This is a genomic window from Bradyrhizobium sp. NBAIM08 (genome assembly GCF_020193935.1).
Classification (GTDB): domain Bacteria; phylum Pseudomonadota; class Alphaproteobacteria; order Rhizobiales; family Xanthobacteraceae; genus Bradyrhizobium; species Bradyrhizobium yuanmingense.
In genome coordinates, this window is record NZ_JADYVR010000003.1 from 24,053 (window position 1) to 43,161 (window position 19,109).

General features: G+C 65.6%; 16 protein-coding genes. 15 read left to right on the forward strand and 1 reads right to left on the reverse strand.

The annotated features are described in order from the left end of the window. Positions 1 to 255 precede the first annotated feature (255 nt). From I6F37_RS10945 to I6F37_RS10990, 10 genes are all read left to right on the forward strand, one after another. Positions 256 to 1,290, forward strand: a complete 1,035-nt coding sequence (locus I6F37_RS10945) for an ABC transporter substrate-binding protein (protein WP_035998434.1) — start codon at positions 256 to 258, stop codon at positions 1,288 to 1,290. 23 nt (positions 1,291 to 1,313) lie between these two features. Next, complete coding sequence (locus I6F37_RS10950) at positions 1,314 to 2,354, forward strand: ABC transporter ATP-binding protein (RefSeq protein WP_035998437.1); 1,041 nt, start codon at positions 1,314 to 1,316, stop codon at positions 2,352 to 2,354. Continuing rightward, positions 2,351 to 3,226 (forward strand): ABC transporter permease, encoded by an 876-nt coding sequence (locus tag I6F37_RS10955; RefSeq protein WP_225151200.1) that lies wholly within the window; start codon positions 2,351 to 2,353, stop codon positions 3,224 to 3,226. Before I6F37_RS10950 ends, I6F37_RS10955 begins: the two co-directional genes overlap by 4 nt. Further along, the gene (locus I6F37_RS10960) at positions 3,223 to 4,029 is read left to right on the forward strand and encodes an ABC transporter permease (RefSeq protein WP_109142479.1); all 807 of its coding nucleotides are present in this window, start codon (positions 3,223 to 3,225) and stop codon (positions 4,027 to 4,029) included. The genes I6F37_RS10955 and I6F37_RS10960 overlap by 4 nt, the downstream gene beginning before the upstream one ends. An 8-nt stretch (positions 4,030 to 4,037) precedes the next feature. Then, the gene (locus tag I6F37_RS10965; protein ID WP_109142480.1) at positions 4,038 to 5,174 is read left to right on the forward strand and encodes an FAD-binding oxidoreductase; all 1,137 of its coding nucleotides are present in this window, start codon (positions 4,038 to 4,040) and stop codon (positions 5,172 to 5,174) included. Between the two features lie 31 nt (positions 5,175 to 5,205). Beyond that, the gene (locus tag I6F37_RS10970; RefSeq protein ID WP_025034065.1) at positions 5,206 to 5,502 is read left to right on the forward strand and encodes a (2Fe-2S)-binding protein; all 297 of its coding nucleotides are present in this window, start codon (positions 5,206 to 5,208) and stop codon (positions 5,500 to 5,502) included. Continuing rightward, a complete protein-coding gene (locus I6F37_RS10975) occupies positions 5,499 to 6,917 on the forward strand; it encodes an NAD(P)/FAD-dependent oxidoreductase (protein WP_225151202.1) in 1,419 nt (472 codons plus the stop codon). The genes I6F37_RS10970 and I6F37_RS10975 overlap by 4 nt, the downstream gene beginning before the upstream one ends. Further along, on the forward strand, positions 6,914 to 8,035 hold the full coding sequence (locus I6F37_RS10980) for an FAD-binding oxidoreductase (protein ID WP_036021805.1): 1,122 nt from the start codon (positions 6,914 to 6,916) through the stop codon (positions 8,033 to 8,035). Before I6F37_RS10975 ends, I6F37_RS10980 begins: the two co-directional genes overlap by 4 nt. Positions 8,036 to 8,048: 13 nt before the next feature. Then, a complete protein-coding gene (locus tag I6F37_RS10985; protein ID WP_028138431.1) occupies positions 8,049 to 8,396 on the forward strand; it encodes a RidA family protein in 348 nt (115 codons plus the stop codon). 172 nt (positions 8,397 to 8,568) lie between these two features. Continuing rightward, complete coding sequence (locus tag I6F37_RS10990; RefSeq protein WP_225151203.1) at positions 8,569 to 10,182, forward strand: ABC-F family ATP-binding cassette domain-containing protein; 1,614 nt, start codon at positions 8,569 to 8,571, stop codon at positions 10,180 to 10,182. 192 nt (positions 10,183 to 10,374) lie between these two features. Here I6F37_RS10990 and I6F37_RS10995 read toward each other — a convergent pair whose 3' ends face one another. After that, the gene (locus I6F37_RS10995; protein WP_109142485.1) at positions 10,375 to 11,709 is read right to left on the reverse strand and encodes a dicarboxylate/amino acid:cation symporter; all 1,335 of its coding nucleotides are present in this window, start codon (positions 11,707 to 11,709) and stop codon (positions 10,375 to 10,377) included. A gap of 126 nt (positions 11,710 to 11,835) precedes the next feature. On the opposite strand from I6F37_RS10995, the gene I6F37_RS11000 reads away from it, so the two are divergent. From I6F37_RS11000 to I6F37_RS11020, 5 genes are all read left to right on the forward strand, one after another. Continuing rightward, complete coding sequence (locus I6F37_RS11000) at positions 11,836 to 13,149, forward strand: solute carrier family 23 protein (RefSeq protein ID WP_225151205.1); 1,314 nt, start codon at positions 11,836 to 11,838, stop codon at positions 13,147 to 13,149. 70 nt (positions 13,150 to 13,219) lie between these two features. After that, the gene (locus I6F37_RS11005; protein WP_035998460.1) at positions 13,220 to 14,056 is read left to right on the forward strand and encodes a glucose 1-dehydrogenase; all 837 of its coding nucleotides are present in this window, start codon (positions 13,220 to 13,222) and stop codon (positions 14,054 to 14,056) included. 131 nt (positions 14,057 to 14,187) lie between these two features. After that, positions 14,188 to 15,987: a cation:proton antiporter gene (locus tag I6F37_RS11010; RefSeq protein ID WP_225151207.1), complete on the forward strand. Its 1,800-nt coding sequence runs from the start codon at positions 14,188 to 14,190 to the stop codon at positions 15,985 to 15,987. A 74-nt stretch (positions 15,988 to 16,061) separates the two neighbouring features. Continuing rightward, entirely contained in the window at positions 16,062 to 16,883 is an 822-nt protein-coding gene (locus tag I6F37_RS11015) for an NAD-dependent protein deacetylase (RefSeq protein ID WP_035998466.1), read from the forward strand. A 140-nt stretch (positions 16,884 to 17,023) separates the two neighbouring features. Next, positions 17,024 to 19,108 (forward strand): hydantoinase/oxoprolinase family protein, encoded by a 2,085-nt coding sequence (locus tag I6F37_RS11020; protein ID WP_035998471.1) that lies wholly within the window; start codon positions 17,024 to 17,026, stop codon positions 19,106 to 19,108. The last annotated feature ends 1 nt before the right edge of the window (position 19,109 follow it).

The window sequence follows — 19,109 nt, forward strand, 5'->3', positions numbered from 1 at the left end:
TCGGCATGCAGAGGGTGCCATTATTCATTGGACGATGGAAGTATAGGTCTGCGATCTTTTTCATCAGGACTGGAGACAGCCCGCTTTTTCGGCAGATTGGAGGGGTTCAAACCTCCAGATCGCGCCAAAACCCGCCGAATGGGGGCCGGAGCCCTGATCGGAAGCGGATTGGCGCGGAAGGGAATGCGGCAACGCGCTTCAGCCAGCGAGACTCGTCGGCACGTCACCTCATTCCGGTATTGGAGATCGGTCCACATGAAGACTTTTCGCCTTCTGACCGCGGTCAGCATCGCAGCGCTCATTGCCGTCCCCTCGGTCGCCTCGGCCCAGCAGAAAACGCTCTACGTCGCCGGCTATGGCGGCTCGTTCGAGAAGACCATCCGCGACGAGGTGATCCCGGCCTTCGAGAAGGAGAACGGCGTCAAGGTCGAATACGTCGCCGGCAATTCCACCGACACGCTGGCCAAGCTCCAGGCGCAGAAAGGCAACCAGCAGATCGACGTCGCCATCGTCGATGATGGCCCGATGTACCAGGCCATCCAGCTCGGCTTCTGCGGCAAGCTCGACGGCTTGCCCGCCGATCTCTACGATACTGCACGCTTCAAGGACGATCGCGCGGTTGCGATCGGCATCGTCGCCACCGGGCTGATGTACAACACGAAAGTGTTCAAGGAGAAAGGCTGGGCGCCGCCGACCTCGTGGAACGACCTGAAGGACACGAAATACGCAAAACAGCTCGTGATTCCACCGATCAACAACACCTACGGTCTCGAAGCGCTGGTGATGCTGTCGAAGATGAACGGCGGCGGCGAGACCAACGTCGAGTCCGGCTTCAAGATCTTCAAGGAGCAGATCAATCCGAACGTGCTGGCCTATGAGCCGTCGCCGGGCAAGATGACCGAGCTGTTCCAGTCCGGCCAGGCCGTGATCGCGGTATGGGGCACCGGCCGCGTGCAGAGCTTCGCCAATACCGGCTTCCCCGTCGACTTCGTCTACCCGAAGGAAGGCGCAGCGACGCTGCTGACCACGGCGTGCCCGATCAATAAGCCCAATGCTTCGCCGCTGGCTGCGAGCTTCGTCAAGATGCTGCTCGATCCGAAAACCCAGCTCGTGATGCTGAAGGATTACGGCTACGGCCCGGTGCTGAAATCGCTGGTGATCCCGCCCGAGCTCGGCAAGATGGCGCCGATCGGCGAGCGCGCGGCCAAGCTCTACAATCCGGACTGGACCGTGATCAACGAGAAGCGCGAGGAGTGGACCAAGCGCTGGAATCGCGAGGTCGAACGCTGATCGGTCGCCGCGGAGACAGCGTCATGGCCTATCTCGAGCTCGATCGGGTCGCAAAGCAGTTCGGCACGCAGACTGTGGTCGATGACTTCAGCCTGTCGGTGGGGAAGGGGGAGTTCATCTCCTTCCTCGGCCCGTCCGGCTGCGGCAAGACCACGACGCTGCAGATGATCGCGGGCTTCCTCGATCCGACGCGCGGCGCGATCCGCCTCGAGGGCAAGGACCTGACCGCGATCCATCCGGCAAAGCGCGGCCTCGGCATCGTGTTCCAGAGCTACGCGCTGTTTCCGCACATGACCGCGGCGGAGAACGTCGCCTTCGGCCTGGAGATGCGTGGCGTGCCGCGCGCTGAAAGGTCCGAACGCGTCCGCGCCGCACTCGCGATGGTGGGCCTCGCCGGATACGAGGATCGCCATCCGCGCCGCATGTCCGGCGGCCAGCAGCAGCGCGTGGCACTGGCGCGTGCGCTGGTGATCAAGCCCAGCGTGCTGCTGCTCGACGAGCCGCTGTCGAACCTCGACGCCAAGCTGCGCGAGGAGATGCAGATCGAGCTGCGCCAGATCCAGCGCACCGTCGGCACCACCACGATCCTGGTCACGCATGACCAGAACGAGGCGATGTCGCTGTCGGATCGCATCGTGGTCATGAGCCAGGGCAAGATCGAGCAGATCGGCACGCCACAAGAGACCTATGAAAGGCCGGCCTCGGCCTTCGTCTCGCAATTCCTCGGCAAGACCAACGATTTTGCCGGAACGATCGACCGGACCGTCGCGCCGACGCAGTTGGTGGCCGGCTCCTGGCGCGCACCGGCGCCGGCTGGGCTCGGCGGTCCCGTCACCGTCAGCGTTCGCCCCGAAAGAATCGGCTTTGGCGATACAGGGCTCAGCGCAAAAATCATCACGCGCATCTTCCAGGGCAATCACTGGCTGTTCCAGTGCGACAGTGAATGCGGCCCGGCGATCGTGATCCGCCAGAACGACGGCAAAGCGCAGCCGGCCGAAGGGGACGCGGTTCGCCTCACCTGGCGGCCCGAAGACATGAGCGTTCGCGTGAGGGCCGGCGCATGAGCATGGCGGCCGAGGAGCGCAGCCTGCGCGCGCCGTGGGTGCTGACCGCACCCGCCTTGATGCTGTTCGTCGGCGTGCTGCTGATTCCGCTGGCGATGACGGTAATGCTGTCATTCCACGATTGGGGCCAGTACAAGGGCATCGAGCCGGTCTTCATCCTCAAGAACTGGCACGAGATCGCGACCGATCCCTATTACGCCGAGATGTTCTCGCGGACCTTTCGCATCGCGATTCTGACCACGCTGCTCACCGCGCTGCTCGGCGCGCCCGAAGCCTATATCCTCAACCGCATGAGCGGCCGCTGGAAGAGTTTTTTCCTACTGGTCATTCTCGGGCCGCTCTTGATCTCAGTGGTGGCGCGAACGCTGGGCTGGGCCCTGCTGTTCGGTGGCAACAACGGCCTCGTCAACAAGCTCCTGATCTCGCTCGGGCTGATCGGCTCCCCCATTCCCTTCATGTTCACCGAAACAGGCGTGGTGATCGCGCTCGCGCATGTGATGATGCCGTTCATGGTGCTGTCGGTATGGGCCGCCCTCCAGCGGCTCGATCCGCAGATCGAGAATGCTGCGATGTCGCTCGGCGCGGGCCCTGCGACCATCATCCGCCGCATCATCATGCCCCAGATCATGCCGGGCGTGCTGTCGGGCGCCATCATCGTGTTCTCGCTCTCGGCCAGCGCCTTCGCAACGCCTGCGATCATCGGCGGCCGCCGGCTCAAGGTCGCGGCAACGCTCGCCTATGACGAATTCCTCAACACGCTGAACTGGCCGCTGGGCGCTGCGGTCGCAACGCTGCTGCTGGCCGCATTGGTGCTGATCGTCGTCGGCAGCAACGCACTGATCGAACGCCGCTATGCGGAGGTGTTCCGATGAGCCGGAACGGTCCGCTCGCGCTGATCTTTCACACCATCTTCGTCATCGTCATGGTGGCGCCGATCCTGGTGGTCTGCCTCGTCGCCTTCACGCCTGAGGGATACCTGTCGCTGCCGACCAACGGCTTCTCGCTGCGCTGGTTCAGGACCATTGCGAACTATCCCGAATTCATTCACGCCTTCTGGGTCAGCCTCGGCCTTGGCGCGTTGTCCTCCCTCGTGGCGCTGCTGTTTGCGGTGCCGGCGGCGCTGGCGATCGCGCGCTATCGCTTCCGTGGTCGTGATGTGCTGGCGGCGCTGTTCCTGTCGCCGCTGATGATCCCACATGTGGTGCTCGGCATCGCCTTCCTGCGCTTCTTCACTTCGGCCGGTCTCGGCGGCAGCTTCGCGGCGCTGATCGTCGCGCATGTCATCATCGTGTTCCCGTTCGCGCTGCGGCTGACGCTGGCGGCGGCGACCGGCATGGACCGCACGGTCGAGATGGCGGCGGTCTCGCTCGGCGCCGGCGGCTGGACGCTGTTCCGCCGCGTGACCTTGCCGCTGATCCTGCCCGGCGTCATCAGCGGCTGGGCGCTCGCCTTCATCCAGTCCTTCGACGATCTCACCATGACCGTCTTCCTTGCGGCGCCCGGGACCGAGACGTTGCCGGTCCGCATGTTCCTTTACATCCAGGACAACATCGATCCGCTCGTGACGTCGGTCTCGGCCTGCGTGATCGCAATCACCATGGCCGCCCTCATTTTGCTCGACCGCTTCTACGGGCTCGACCGTGTGCTCGCTGGCAAGGGCGATACGGGACGATAGGAGAACTCATGTCAGGAGATTACGACGTCGCCGTCGTCGGCGGCGGACTGCTCGGCTCCGCCATTGCCTGGGGCCTCGGCCGGCTCGGCAAGAAGGTCGCCGTGCTCGACGAAGGCGACATCACCAAGCGCGCCTCGCGCGCGAACTTCGCATTGGTGTGGGTGCAGAGCAAAGGGCTCGGCATGCCGGCCTATACGCGGTGGACCGTGCAGGCCTCGCAGGCGTGGGGCCGGCTGGCCTCCGAGCTGAAGCAGCAGACCGGCCTCGACGTCGCCCTGCAGCAGAACGGCGGTTTTCATCTCACGCTCGGCGAGGACGAATTCGGCCAGCGCACCGAGCTCGTCAAGCGCATGCACAACCAGGTCGGCGCGGCCGACTACAAGATGGAGATGCTGCGGCCGTCCGAGGTGAAGGAGGCGCTGCCGCTGGTCGGCCCCGAGGTCTCCGGCGGCAGCTATTGTCCGCTCGACGGCCACGTCAATTCGCTGCGCACCTTCCGCGCCTTCCACACCGGCTTCATTGCGTTCGGCATCGACTATTTTCCGGAGCGTCCGGTCTCGGCGATCAGCAAGAGCGGGGGCGAATTTCGGCTGATCACGCCGCAGGGCGAGCTGCGCGCCGCCAAGATCGTGCTCGCCGCCGGCAACGCCAACCAGACGCTGGCGCCGATGGTCGGCCTCTTTGCGCCGATGGGCCCGACTCGCGGCCAGGTCGTCGTGACCGAGCGCACCATGCCGTTCCTGCCGCATCCGCTGACCACGATCCGCCAGACCGACGAGGGCACGGTGATGATCGGCGACAGCAAGGAGGACGAGCTCGATGATCGCACGCTGAAGCCGTCGATCAGCGGCGTCATGGCCGATCGCGCGCAGCGCATGTTTCCGCATCTGGCGCGGCTCAACGTGGTCAGGAGCTGGTCCGGAATCCGCGTCATGCCGCAGGACGGCTTTCCGATCTACGATCAGTCGGAGACGCATCCCGGTGCCTTCGTCGCCTGCTGCCATTCCGGCGTGACGCTCGCCTCCAACCACGCCTTCGAGATCGCGCGCATGGTGGCGCAGGGCGCGCTCGAGCCGGAGCTGGTCGGCGCGTTCTCGGCCAGCCGTTTTGGCGGCGCAGGTGCTGCGAACAGCAGCGGCTACTAGAGATTCTGAGAAGGAGCCAAGAGGCATCCCCATGTTCAAGCGATCCGAACAGGACAAGCGGCCACAGGTGCAGATCTTCGTCGATGGCGTCGCGGTCGCAGCGCGCCAGGGCGACACCGTCTCCGCCGCACTGCTGGCCTCCGGCGTTGACGCACGGCGTTCCACCGCGGTGAGCGGCGCGCCGCGTCTGCCTTATTGCATGATGGGCGTCTGCTTCGACTGCCTCGTCACCATCGACGGCGTCGGCAACCGGCAAGGGTGCCTCGTGCCCGTCGCCGAGGGCATGCAGATCGAAATCCAGAAGGGCAAGCGGGAGATCGGAAAATGAGCGTGGCTCCCAAGCGCGAAAACTATGACGTCGTGGTGATCGGCGCCGGGCCCGCGGGCCTTGCTGCTGCCGCAACATCCGCCGAGGCCGGCCTCTCGACGCTGCTGCTCGACGAGAACATCGGCCCCGGTGGCCAGGTGTTTCGCGCCATCGCCTCGACGCCGGTTACCGAGCGCAATCAGCTCGGCGCCGATTATTGGGTCGGGGCCGATCTCGTGCAGTCGCTGCGCGCGAGCAATGCGGAGGTCATCCACCGCGCCACCGTCTGGAGCCTCGACCGCAATCTCGATATCGCCGTCTCGATCGGCGGCGCCTCGGCCTTCGTCAAGGCGAAACGCGTGATTCTCGCGACCGGTGCGCTGGAGCGGCCGTTCCCAATTCCCGGCTGGACGCTCCCGGGCGTGATGACCGCGGGCGCGGCGCAGACCATGCTGAAGTCCTCGGCGCTGGTGCCCGACGGACGCACCGTGATCGCAGGGCAGGGGCCGCTGCTCTGGCTGCTCGCCGCGCAGATACTGCGGCTTGGCGGCCGCATCGATCGCATCCTCGACACCACCCAGCGCGGCAATTATTTCGCCGCGCTCCCGCACGCTTTCGCCTTCCTCACCTCGCCCTATTTCGCCAAGGGCCTGTCGATGATGCGCGAGGTGAGGGCGAAGGTGCAGGTCGTCTCCGGCGTCACCGAGCTTGCGGCTTCCGGTGATGGCCAGTTTGCCAGCGTGAGCTACGTCGCCGGCGGCAAGCGCGAGACCATCGCTGCGGACCTGTTGCTGCTGCATCAGGGCGTCGTGCCCAACGTCAATCTGGCGATGTCAGCCGGCATCGAGCATCGCTGGGATGATCTGCAATTGTGCTGGTCGCCAGTGCTCGACGCGAGCGGCAATTCGTCGGTCGCCGGCATCGCGATCGCCGGTGACGGGGCCGGCATCGGCGGCGCGAGTGCAGCCGTGGTGCGCGGTCGCATTGCCGCGCGCGCCGCCGTCGAAGCACTGGCGCCCGCTTCTGCCGCAAAACTTCCCGCAATGGCGACGCTCCGTTCCGACCTCGCCAAGGCTGAGCGTGGTCGCCTGTTCCTCGACACGCTGTTCCGCCCCGCGCCGCAGTTCCGGATTCCTTCAGGCGATACCATCGTCTGTCGTTGCGAAGAGGTCACGGCAAAGGACGTTCTCGATTCCGTCGCGATCGGCGCGACCGGGCCGAATCAGCTCAAGGCCTATCGCCGCACCGGCATGGGCCCGTGCCAGGGCCGGCTCTGCGGCCTCACCGTCACCGAGCTGATGGCGCGGGCGCGCGGCAAGACCCCGCAGGAGATCGGTTACTACCGGCTGCGCGCGCCGGTGAAGCCGATCACGCTGGCCGAACTCGCCGCCGTTCCCAAGAGCGAGGCCGACGTCAAGGCTGTGGTGCGCGGATGAGCACAAATGTGGATGCGATCGTCATTGGCGGCGGCATCCACGGGTGCTCGACCACGCTGCATCTGTGTCTCGCCGGCCTGAAGCCGGTGCTGATCGAGAAGGACTATGCCGGCCGTCACGCCTCGGGCGTCAATGCCGGCGGCGTCCGGCAGCTCGCGCGGCACATTCCCGAGATTCCGCTGTCGATCCGCTCGATGGACATCTGGGAGAAGATCACGGATCTCGTCGACGACGATTGCAGCTTCGAGAGCTACGGCCAGGTGCTGGTCGCCGAGAACGAGGAAGAACTCGCCCTCTGCCGCGCGCGCGTCGCCGAGCTCAATGCGCTGGGCTTCACCCACGAGGAGCTGATCGACGCCGCCGAACTGCGCCGGCTGGTGCCGGCGGTGGCCGAGACCTGTCCCGGCGGTGTGGTTTCTCGGCGTGACGGGGCGGCCAATCCGGCGCAGACGACGACGGCGTTCCGCCGCAAGGCCGAGCAATTGGGCGCAACTGTGCGCGAAGGCGTAGCTGCCGGCAGCATCCGGCACCGTGACGGCCTCTGGCACGTCGATGCCGGGTCGGAGAGCTTTGCCGCGCCGGTGCTGGTGAATGCTGCCGGCGCCTGGGCCGGCAGGATCGCGGCTCATCTCGGCGAGCCCGTCCCGGTCGAAACCGTGGCGCCGATGCTGATGATCACCTCGCGCGTGCCGCACTTCATCGACCCCGTCGTGATCCTTCGTGGTCGAAAGCTGTCCTTCAAGCAGTTCAAGAACGGCACCGTGCTGATCGGCGGCGGCCATCTGGCGACGCCCTATCAGGATCGCAACGAGACGGTGCTGGACTGGAAGAGCCTTGCGACCAGTGCGCAGACCGTGTTCGAGCTGTTTCCGGTGATGCGCAGCGCCAACATCGTCCGTGCCTGGGCCGGCATTGAAGCCAAGATGAAGGACGACATTCCCGTGTTCGGGCCGAGCTCGCGTCACAAGGGCCTCTATCACCAGTTCGGCTTCTCGCTGCACGGTTTCCAGCTCGGCCCTGGCGCCGGCGCCGTGATGGCGGAACTGATCGTCAACGGCGGCACCCAGACCCGTATCGGCGAACTCGGCATCGACCGCTTCCACCCTTCCACGCTCTAAACAAGAGGATATCATGAGCATCACCCGCAGCATCCGCACGCCCATCATGCACCGCGCCGTCGAAGCCAATGGCTTCGTCTTCCTCGGCGGCACGATCGCCGACGACACCTCGGTCTCGATGGGCGAGCAGACCCGCAACATCCTCGGCAAGATCGCCGGCTATCTGAAAGAGGCGGGAACCGACAAGAGCCGCGTGGTCAGCGCCTCGATCTTCGTCACCGATCTCTCCAAGAAGAAAGAGATGGACGCGGCCTGGACCGAATTCTTCGGCGACAACCTGCCGACCCGCGCCACCGTCGGCGTCGCCGATCTCGGCGGCGGTGCGCTAATTGAGGTGGTGGTGACCGCGCTCAAGGGCTGATGGTGCACGGCGAGGAAGGACGACAGCGCCCATCACGCCTGTTGTCTCCTCGTGCCGCGCCTTGATCTCGCCCTTTGATGGGACTAGTTAGAGAGTTCCTCAATCAGGATCTTCGCAGCCATGGATTTCTCCCCGACCGCAACGCCCATCCGCCTTGCTCACGGGGAATTCCATGCCTGCTTCAATCGTCCTGTCGAACCTGTCGCTGTCCACGCCTGACGGGCGCTCTCTCTTCTCAAACCTCGATCTGACATTCGGCGCCGAGCGAACTGGTCTCGTCGGCCGTAACGGCGTTGGCAAGACGACGCTGCTTGCGTCGATGCTCGGCGAACATGTTCCTCAGTCAGGACGCGTTCTGATCAACGGCACTATCGGCTTGTTGCGCCAGGACGTGCAGGTTCTTGCCGGCGCGACCGTGGCGGATCTGTTCGGCGTGCGGCCGGCGCTCGAGTTGATGCGCCGTGCCGAGCGGGGCGACGCCTCCGCCGACGAGGTCGCTGCGGTCGACTGGACGCTCGAGACGCGGCTTGAGGCCGCGTTGGCGCGCCTCGGGTTCGATCCGTCTGCCGATACGGCGCTGTCGTGCCTGTCCGGTGGCCAGATCACGCGGGTTCGTCTCGCCGCGCTGGTGTTCGCTGCGCCTGACTTCCTGCTGCTGGACGAGCCCACCAACAATCTCGACCAGGACGGACGCAAGGCCGTCACCGATCTGCTGGCTGCCTGGCGCGGCGGCGCGATTATCGTCAGCCACGACCGGACACTGCTCGACACCATGGATGCGATCGTCGAACTGACGTCGCTCGGCGCGACGCGATATGGTGGCAATTGGAGCAGCTTTCGAACGCAGAAGGCCATCGAGCTCGCGGCTGTGAGGCACGATCTCGCGCTTGCCGAGAACCGGCTGTCCGAGATCGACGGGAGGGCGCGGGAGGCCGCGGAGAAGAAAGCGCGCAAGGACAGCGGCGGCAGAAAGAAGCGCGCCAAGGGCGACATGCCGCGCATCCTGGCCGGCGCCCGCAAGGATCGCAGCGAGGACACGGGCGGCAAGAATGCGCAAATCGCCGAGCGGCAGCGCGCGGAAGCGCTTCAAGCCATCGACACGGCGCGCCGGCGCGTCGAGGTTCTTCAGCCGCTCTCGGTCAAATTGACCGCAACCGACCTGCCGGCGGGGAGGGAGGTGCTTTGGCTTGACGGTGTCAGCGCTGGCTTTTGGCCGGAGCAGCCAGTCGTGCGCGACCTCTCATTTGCGGTGGTCGGGCCGGAGCGCGTCGCGCTGGTCGGGCCCAATGGCTCCGGCAAGACGACGCTGCTGAAGCTCATCGCGGGCGAGCTGCGTCCGCTTGCGGGTATCGTGCGGCTCAGGCCGGATTTCGCGTTGTTCGACCAGAAGGTCAGCCTGCTCGACCCGGCGCGCTCCATCCTGGACAATTTTCGGCGTCTCAATCCGAAGGCCGGTGCGAACGAGTGCCATGCCGCGCTGGCCCGGTTCATGTTTCGCGCCGATGCCGCCTTGCAAATCGCCGGGAGCCTGAGCGGCGGGCAAATCTTCCGCGCGGGCCTCGCTTGCGTGCTGGGCGGGCAGCCGCCGCCGTCGCTGCTGATCCTGGACGAGCCGACCAATCATCTCGACTTCGAGTCCATCGAAGCCGTCGAGGCCGGCTTGCGGGCCTATGACGGCGCACTGCTGGTCGTCAGCCATGACGAGGCGTTCCTGCAGGCGATCGGGATCACGCGGCGGATCGAAATTGCCGCCAATTTGCCACGCATCGATGGCGGGATCGTCTGATCCCGCTTGGCGCTCTGGATCTGGCTGTGATTTTCAAAAGCCCGACGCCCTGCCCCCAGCGCGTCGGGCGGAAAAAAATGAGTATAAATCCGTGATCCCAACGCCATTGTTGTGACGCGGGCCGCATCGATTTTCTACTCCGGGAAACTACCGCATCGGAACCAGGCTTCGTCTGCCCACCGATTGCGCGGCCTAGGATGCCGCGCCTCCACCCGGCTCCAGCGCCTCGCCGATCTCCAGCGGATGCGCCATGGTCTCGTGCAGCGCGTCGCGGTCGAGCTCGCCTTCGGAGATGCTGATGACCACGCAGGCAACGCCATTGCCGATCAGGTTGGTGAGCGCGCGGCATTCACTCATGAACTTGTCGATGCCGACCAGGATCGCGATCGACTGGATCGGGATATCAGGCACGATCGACAGCGTCGCAGCGAGCGTGATGAAGCCGGCGCCGGTCACGCCCGAGGCCCCCTTGGAGGTGATCATGGCGATGCCCAAAATGCCGAGCTCCTGCCAGATGGTCAGATGGGTGTTGGTCGCCTGCGCCAGGAACAGCGTCGCCAGCGTCATGTAGATGTTGGTCCCGTCGAGGTTGAAGCTGTAGCCGGTCGGGATGACGAGGCCGACCACGGAGCGTGAGGCGCCGAGATGCTCCATCTTCTGGATCATCTGCGGCAGCACGGTCTCGGAGGACGAGGTGCCGAGCACGATCAAGAGCTCGTCCTTGATATAGGCGATGAAGCGCAGGATCGAGAAGCCGGCGAGCCGGGCAATCGAACCCAGCACGATCAGCACGAACAGGATACTGGTCAGATAGAACGTGCCGATCAGCGCGGCGAGATTGAGCAGCGAGCCGAGGCCGTAGGCGCCGACGGTGAACGCCATGGCGCCGAAGGCGCCGATCGGCGCGACGCGCACGATGATGCGGATGATGCCGAAGAACATCTTCGCCGCCTTGTCGATCGCGTCCGCGATGGGCTCGCCGGCCTTGCCGAGAAAGGCGATGGCGAAGCCGGAGAGGATCGAGATCAGCAGCACCTGCAAGAGGTCGCCGCGCGCGATCGCCCCGAGATAGCTGTCGGGAATGATCGCCATCAGATGGGCGACGATGCCCTCTTCGTGGGCCTTGGTGACGTAGGTCGCCACCGATTTCGGGTCGATCGTGGCCGGATCGATGTTGAAGCCGCGCCCGGGCTGGAGAATCTCGCCGACCAGAAGGCCGACCGCGAGGGCTACGGTCGAGACCGTCTCGAAATAGATCAGCGACTTCAGCCCGACCCGGCCGACCCGCTTCAGATCGCCCATCGAGGAGATGCCGTGCACCACGGTGCAGAAGATCACGGGCGCGATCATCATCTTGATCAGCGCGATGAAGCCGTCGCCGAGCGGCTTCAAGGCCTTGCCGAGATCGGGATAGAGATAGCCGATGAGCACGCCGAGTGCGATCGCGATCAGCACCTGGACGTAGAGGATCTTGTACCAGGGCTGGTGCCGGCGCTGGATGGCTGACGGGATCGCAATCTGTGTCATAATGTAGGCTCGGGAACGGATTGATCGTGGATGATTTGCATCATGTGATGGGCGCCGCAGAAGCGACAATCACATTTTTGTCTGTTGGCACGACCATCGGTCGTTGCGTCGAACTTGGGTGGAAACATGACGATCGCAACAGGCTCGGACGAGCAGAGTTATTTTCCACGTTGGAAGCTCAAGACCTCGGGCGTGATCATGCCGGAGGAGCGGCTGTCCTGGGGCCAGACCATCGTCTCGGGTCTTCAACATTGCGTCGCGATGTCCGGTGCGACGATCATCGCGCCGCTGTTGATGGGGTTCGATCCCAACGTTGCAGTTCTGTTCTCCGGCGTCGGCACGCTGATCTTCTTCGTCATCGTCGCCGGGCGCGTGCCGAGCTATCTCGGCTCGAGCTTCGCCTTCATCGCCGTCGTCATCGCCGCCACCGGCTATGCCGGGCAGGGGCCGAACCCGAACCTGTCGGTTGCGCTCGGCGGCATCGTCGGCGCCGGAGTGCTGTATGGCCTGATTTCGTTGGTCGTGATGTGGTCCGGTGTCGGCTGGATCGAGCGGCTGCTGCCGCCGGCCGTTACCGGCGCTGTCGTCGCCGCGATCGGTCTCAATCTCGCGTCGGTGGCGGTCAAGGCGGTGAGCGCCAATGCCTTCGACACCTGGATCGGGCTCGCCACCGTGCTGATCATCGGCGTGGTGGCCGTTGCAGCGCCAGGCCTGTGGCGCCGCCTGCCGATCATCCTCGGCGCTGTCGGCGGCTATCTCTTGTACCTGCTTTTTGCGAACGGCCTCGGTTTCAGCAAGCCGATCGATTTCACGCAATTGTCGGCCGCGCCGTGGCTCGGGCTGCCGAACTTCACTGCGCCGAGCTTCCATGCCGATGCGATCTTCCTCATCGCGCCGGTTGCGGTCATTCTCGTTGCCGAGAATCTCGGGCACATCAAGGCCGTGGGCGCCATGACGGGCCGAAGCCTCGATGCCTATCTCGGCCGCGCCCTATTCGCCGACAGCTTAGCTACCATCGTGGCAGCGTGCGGCGGTGGTACCGGCGTCACCACCTATGCCGAGAACATCGGCGTGATGGCGGCGACCAAGGTCTATTCGACCCTGCTGTTTGCGTTCGCAGCCTTGGTGTCGATCCTGCTCGGCTTCTCGCCGAAATTCGGCGCGCTCATCTTGTCCATCCCGGGTCCCGTCATCGGGGGGCTTTCGATCGTGCTGTTCGGGCTGATCGCGGCGATGGCCGGACGAATCTGGGTCGAGAACAAGGTCGACTTCGCTAATCCTGCGAACCTCATCACGGTCGCGGTGGCGCTGATCGCAGGGGCCGGCGATCTCACGCTCAAATTCGGTGCATTCACGATCGGCGGCATCGGCACCGCGACCTTCGGCGCGATCATCCTCTATCAGATCTTGACCTCGCCGCGCGCGCAGCGAGCTGACTAGATCCCGGCATCTGCGAGGGATGGAACAAAACGCCGGTTCCATCCATGATGATGCATCCCGGAGAAAACACATGCCGCAAACCGAACGCTCGACCCCGTTTCCCTCGCGCCTCGTCGGCCAGTACGCGCTGGTGACCGGCGCCTCACAAGGCATCGGCCGTGCCGTCGCCATCCGGCTCGCCCAGGAAGGCGCGACCGTCGCCATCAATTATTTCGGCAGTCCCGAGGGGGCGGACGAGACGCTCGCGCTCGCACGAACCGCATCGAGCGATCGCGGCCACGGCAGGCTCGACCATATCGTCGTCAAGGCCGATATCGGGAATGAGCAGGACATCGCCGCGATGTTCGAGACGGTCCTGGCGCGTTTCAAGCGCCTCGACTGTCTCGTCAACAATGCCGGCTTCCAGCGGGAATCGCCGAGCGAGGCGCTCGACGTCGAAACCTATCGCCGCATCATCGACGTCAACCTGAACGGCGCCGTGCTGTGTGCGCAGAAGGCGCTGGCGCATTTCGTCGCGCGCGGGGCAGGCGGCAGCATCATCAACTGCTCCAGCGTCCACCAGATCATCCCCAAACCCGGCTATCTCGCTTACTCGATCAGCAAGGGCGGCATGGCCAATCTGACGCGCACGCTGGCGCTGGAATTCGCCGGCCAGCGCATCCGCGTCAATGCGGTTGGTCCCGGCGCGATCGACACGCCGATCAATGCGGCCTGGACCGGCGATCCGGAGAAGCGCGGCGTCGTCACCTCCCACATTCCGATGGGGCGCGTCGGCACGCCGGAAGAGATCGCCGCGGTGTTCGCCTTCCTCGCCTCGGACGACGCCAGCTACATCACCGGGCAGACTATCTATGCCTGCGGGGGCCTGACGCTGTTTCCAGAGTTTCGGGAGAACTGGGCAAGCTGAAAACCGGCTTGGGGTTGCGCGCGCCTCGCGTGGGATAGAGGGGCGCGACCGGTTGGGGATCTGCGGCGCCGTGTGCTATCGACCGTGGATGGCGCTGCCGCTATTGGCGGGCGCCGACACGTGAAGGGCCCGTGACCACAACCATCAACATCAATGCCTATAGTGACGCGCTGGTGGTGCTCGGGACTGCCGGCGTGGTGGTGCCAATGGTCCGGCATTGGGGCATCAATCCCGTGCTGGGCTATCTCGGGGCCGGCGCCATTCTCGGTCCGCTCGGGCTCGGCTCGCTCGTCAAGGACGTCCCGGTCCTGTACTGGTTCACCGTGACGGACGCCCAGAACGTCGAGGGTATCGCCAATCTCGGCATCGTGTTCCTGCTATTCCTGATCGGGCTCGAGCTGTCTTTCAGACGGCTCATGACGATGCGGCGTCTGGTGTTCGGGCTCGGCGGCCTGCAAGTCCTCGCGACGTCGGCCATGATTTTCGGCGTGGCGCTTCTCTTCGGGCAGAGCTCCGATACGGCCGTGATCCTCGGCGCGAGCCTTGCGCTGTCCTCGACGGCGATCGTGCTCGAGCTCCTGTCCGCCGAGAAGCGGCTTTCCACCTCGGCCGGGCGCGCCAGCTTCTCGGTGCTGCTGGCTCAAGACCTCGCAGTCGTCCCCATTCTGGTTTTCGTCTCGGTGCTCGGCGCGGGAAGCGGTGGCTCGGTCGTGGCGCACATCTCCAGTGCGGTCCTGAAGGCTGTGCTGGCGGTAGCCTTCCTCACTCTGGTCGGACGGCTGCTGATGCGTCCGCTCTTCCAGATGGTCGCAGGCACCCATTCGACGGAGTTGTTCGTTGCCGCGACCTTGTTCGTCATCGTCGGCGCAGGCCTTGCCGCCCACCAGGCTGGCCTGTCGATGGCGCTCGGAGCCTTCGTTGCAGGACTGATGCTGGCGGAAACCGAATATGGCAAGGCCATCGAGGCCACCGTCGAGCCGTTCAAGGGCCTGCTGCTGGGCATCTTCTTCTTCACAGTCGGGATGGCGATCGACGTCCGTGTGTTCCTGCGCGAGCCCGGCTGGCTGCTGGCCGCCGTCGTCGGCATTCTCGTCGGCAAGGCGATCGTGCTCATCATCCTGGGACGCCTCTTCAGGCTGTCATGGCCGGCGGCGATCGAGATCGGCTTCCTGCTGGGCCCCGTCGGCGAATTCGCCTTCGTCAGCATCGGAATGGCGGCGGCCGGAGGCATGATCGAGCCCCCCGTGTCGAGCTTTGCCGTCGCCGTCACCGCCGTGACGATGGCCCTGACGCCGCTTCTGGGCATGCTCGGGCGACGATTGGCCGCGAAGCTGAGCAGCGAACGCACGCCCGATCCCGAGCTCGCGGTCCGGCCGCCCGGCGACCGGGCGCAAGCCATCGTGGTCGGCTATGGCCGTGTTGGAAAGGTGGTCTGCTCCCTGCTGACCAGCCATGGCCTGAACTACATCGCGGTCGATCACGCGGCCGTCGACGTGGCGCGTGATCGCCGCGACGGTCACAAGGTCTATTTTGGCGATGCGACAGAGCCGGGTTTCCTCGAAGCCTGCGGCTTGATGCAGACGACCGGCGTGATCATCACCATCCAGTCGCGGCCGGCGATCGATGCCGTCGTCGAGCGGATCCGGGCGGTGCGGCCGGACGTGCTGATCGTCTCGCGTGCGCGGGACGCCGATCATGCCCGGCACCTCTACGCGATCGGCGCAACCGATGCGGTGCCGGAAACCATCGAGGCGAGCCTGCAGCTCTCCGAAGCCGCACTGGTCGGCCTCGGCGTTGCAGTCGGGCATGCGATCGCCTCGGTGCACGAGAAGCGGGACGAGTTCAGGCTGACGCTGCAGCAGGCCGCGCGGATCGCGGGACAAGAGAAAGCTCGTCCGCTCGATCTCACGGGACGGCGGTCGCCGCGATAGCGGCTATGCGGCCGCCATGCGCCGGGATTGTCGTCATCTGGCAAAACGGGCCGGCGCGAACTACATCATGCGCCATGACGAATGCCCCTCCGGCAAAACCTCCGCTCCAGGATTTCATCGGCCGGCACGAACGCCTGTTCGTGCTGACGGGCGCCGGCTGCAGCACCAATTCCGGGATTCCCGACTATCGCGACAGCCAGGGCAATTGGAAGCGGACCCAGCCCGTCAACTTCCAGGCCTTCATGTCGGACGAGCAGACCCGCCGGCGCTATTGGGCGCGCAGCCTGATCGGCTGGCGGCGGTTCGGCCGGGCGAGGCCCAACGATGCGCATCGCGCGCTGGCCCGGCTCGAGGCGAACGGCCGGTGCGGGATGCTGCTGACCCAGAACGTTGACCGGCTGCATCAGTCGGCCGGCCATCGGCAGGTGATCGACCTGCACGGCCGGCTCGATCTGGTCCGCTGCATGGGCTGCGGGGCGAAGACGTCGCGCGAGGAGTTTCAGCACGCGCTCGGCCGCGCCAATGCGGCATGGCTGACGCTCGATGCCGCCGATGCACCCGACGGCGACGCCGATCTGGAGCACGAGGATTTTTCCTCCTTCGAGGTGCCACCTTGCCAAGCCTGCGGCGGCATCCTCAAGCCCGACGTGGTGTTCTTCGGTGAGAACGTGCCGCGCGAGGTGGTGGCCACGGCGCAGGATCATCTGGCAGAAGCCGATGCCATGCTGATCGTCGGCTCGTCACTGATGGTCTATTCCGGCTTCCGCTTTGTCCAAGCCGCCGCGCGGCGCAATATCCCCATCGCCGCGGTCAATCTCGGCCGCACGCGCGCCGACGATCTCCTGACGCTGAAGGTTGAGGAGCGCTGTGAAGCGGCGCTTGCATTCCTGCTCTGATCGCTCAGGCGCGAACACGCCTTGCCTATTGCATGGGTGCCGCGCAAAATAGCCGGGCACAGCGTTGCAGGCATGCCTCATGGCACGGGAATTGCTGTGCTTTTGGACCCGAACTTGACGATCAGCACGGAGAAATTGGAATGCTCGAGGGAGCCGAGGTGCGGCTTGCCGTTGATATCGGTGGCACGTTCACCGACATCGTGCTGGACGTGGGACAAGACCGCAAAACCCGCAAGGTGCTGACGACGCCGCAGCGGCCCGAGCAGGCGGTGCTGGACGGCATGCGGCTCATTCTTGCCGATGCGCGCGCGCATATCAGCGATATCGACGTCTTCATCCACGGCACGACGCTTGCGACCAACGCTATCATCGAGCGGCGCGGCGCCAAGACGGCGCTGATCGCAACCGAAGGCTTTCGCGACGTGCTCGATATCGGCACCGAGAGCCGCTACGACCAGTACGATCTCAGCATCGACAAGCCGAAGCCGCTGGCGCCGCGCGGCCTCCGCTTCACCGTGCCCGAGCGCATCGACGCCCACGGCGCCGTCCGCCTCCCGCTCGACGAGACGGCCGTGCGCGCGCTCGCGCCGAAATTGCGTGAACTCGGCGTCGAAAGCGTCGCGGTCGCCTTCCTGCACTCCTACGCCAATCCCGAGCACGAACGACGCGCAGCGGCGATCATGGCCGAGGAGATGCCCGGCATCTCCGTGACGGTGTCTTCCGCCGTCTGTCCCGAAATTCGCGAGTATGAGCGCACATCGACTGCGGTCGCGAACGCCTATGTGCAACCCCTGATCGACGGTTATCTCGCCCGCATGGCCGACGCCCTGCAGGTCGAGCAGTTCCGCGGCGCGATCTACCTCGTCACCTCAGGCGGCGGCGTCACCTCGATCGAGACCGCGCGGCGCTTTCCGGTGCGTCTCGTCGAATCCGGGCCGGCCGGCGGCGCGATCTTCGCGGCGCAGATCGCGGCGCGACTCGGGGAGAGCAAGGTGCTGTCCTTCGACATGGGCGGCACCACCGCGAAAATCTGCCTGATCGAGAAATACCAGCCCGAGACCTCGCGCGTGTTCGAGGTCGATCGCGCCGCGCGCTTCCTCAAGGGCTCCGGCCTGCCGGTGCGCATCCCCGTGATCGAGATGGTCGAGATCGGCGCCGGCGGCGGTTCGATCGCCCATGTCGACGCGATGAAGCGCGTCACCGTCGGCCCGGAGAGCGCCTCGTCGGAGCCGGGACCGGCCTGCTATGGCCGCGGCGGTCAGCGCCCCGCGGTGACGGATGCCGACGTTGCGCTCGGAATGATCGATCCTGACGCCTTTGCGGCCGGCACGATCAAGCTCGATCCGGAGCTGTCGAAACAGGCGCTGCTGCGCGATGTCGGTGCGCCGCTCGGCCTGTCGGCGGAAACAGCGGCTTATGCCGTGCACGAGGTGGTCTGCGAGAACATGGCGAGCGCCGCGCGCGTGCACGCTGTCGAGCGCGGCGCGGTGGTCGGCCAGCACACGCTGATCGCCTTCGGCGGCGCCGCGCCGCTGCATGCGGCGCGCGTTGCCGAGAAGATCGGCGTCTCCCGCGTGATCGTGCCCTCGAACGCCGGCGTCGGCTCGGCGGTCGGATTTCTGGCGGCTCCCATCGCGTATGAATTGGTGCGCAGCCGTCACGTCCGGCTCGATGATTTCGATACCGAGGCGGTCTCTGACTTGCTTCAGGACATGGTGACCGAAGCGCGCGCGCTGGTCGAGCCGGGCGCGGCCGGCGCGCCGGTGCGCGAGCGCCGCGCGGCTTTCATGCGCTATGTCGGCCAGGGCCACGAGATCACCGTCGAGCTGCCGAACCGTCCGCTGACGACGGCCGATCTCGCCGGTCTGCGGCAAAAGTTCGAGGCCGACTATTCGGCGATGTTCGAGCGACCGATCCCGGGCGCGGCGATCGAGGTGTTGAGCTGGTCGGTGCTCGCGACCACCGAGGCGCGCAATCCGCCCGCCGTCGCTTCCGTGGCGCGCCAGCCCGCGGCCAAGGCGTCCGGCAGCCGAAAATTCTTCGACGGCCGGGCCGGCGAAGTGATCGAGATCCCGCTCTATCGGCGCGAGGACATGGCGCCAGGGGCGACCATCGCAGGCCCCGCCGTGATCGCGGAAGACGAAACCTCGACCTTCGTCTCCACCAGTTTCGACGCCCATATCGACGGTGCCGGCAGCATCGTCATGGAACGAAAGGCGGCCTGAT

Bases quoted from the DNA above. Each gene is read 5' to 3' on its own strand.
- I6F37_RS10945 (WP_035998434.1), top strand. From the start codon at position 256: ATGAAGACTTTTCGCCTTCTGACCGCGGTCAGCATCGCAGCGCTCATT.
- I6F37_RS10950 (WP_035998437.1), top strand. From the start codon at position 1,314: ATGGCCTATCTCGAGCTCGATCGGGTCGCAAAGCAGTTCGGCACGCAG.
- I6F37_RS10955 (WP_225151200.1), top strand. From the start codon at position 2,351: ATGAGCATGGCGGCCGAGGAGCGCAGCCTGCGCGCGCCGTGGGTGCTG.
- I6F37_RS10960 (WP_109142479.1), top strand. From the start codon at position 3,223: ATGAGCCGGAACGGTCCGCTCGCGCTGATCTTTCACACCATCTTCGTC.
- I6F37_RS10965 (WP_109142480.1), top strand. From the start codon at position 4,038: ATGTCAGGAGATTACGACGTCGCCGTCGTCGGCGGCGGACTGCTCGGC.
- I6F37_RS10970 (WP_025034065.1), top strand. From the start codon at position 5,206: ATGTTCAAGCGATCCGAACAGGACAAGCGGCCACAGGTGCAGATCTTC.
- I6F37_RS10975 (WP_225151202.1), top strand. From the start codon at position 5,499: ATGAGCGTGGCTCCCAAGCGCGAAAACTATGACGTCGTGGTGATCGGC.
- I6F37_RS10980 (WP_036021805.1), top strand. From the start codon at position 6,914: ATGAGCACAAATGTGGATGCGATCGTCATTGGCGGCGGCATCCACGGG.
- I6F37_RS10985 (WP_028138431.1), top strand. From the start codon at position 8,049: ATGAGCATCACCCGCAGCATCCGCACGCCCATCATGCACCGCGCCGTC.
- I6F37_RS10990 (WP_225151203.1), top strand. From the start codon at position 8,569: ATGCCTGCTTCAATCGTCCTGTCGAACCTGTCGCTGTCCACGCCTGAC.
- I6F37_RS10995 (WP_109142485.1), bottom strand. From the start codon at position 11,709: ATGACACAGATTGCGATCCCGTCAGCCATCCAGCGCCGGCACCAGCCC.
- I6F37_RS11000 (WP_225151205.1), top strand. From the start codon at position 11,836: ATGACGATCGCAACAGGCTCGGACGAGCAGAGTTATTTTCCACGTTGG.
- I6F37_RS11005 (WP_035998460.1), top strand. From the start codon at position 13,220: ATGCCGCAAACCGAACGCTCGACCCCGTTTCCCTCGCGCCTCGTCGGC.
- I6F37_RS11015 (WP_035998466.1), top strand. From the start codon at position 16,062: ATGACGAATGCCCCTCCGGCAAAACCTCCGCTCCAGGATTTCATCGGC.
- I6F37_RS11020 (WP_035998471.1), top strand. From the start codon at position 17,024: ATGCTCGAGGGAGCCGAGGTGCGGCTTGCCGTTGATATCGGTGGCACG.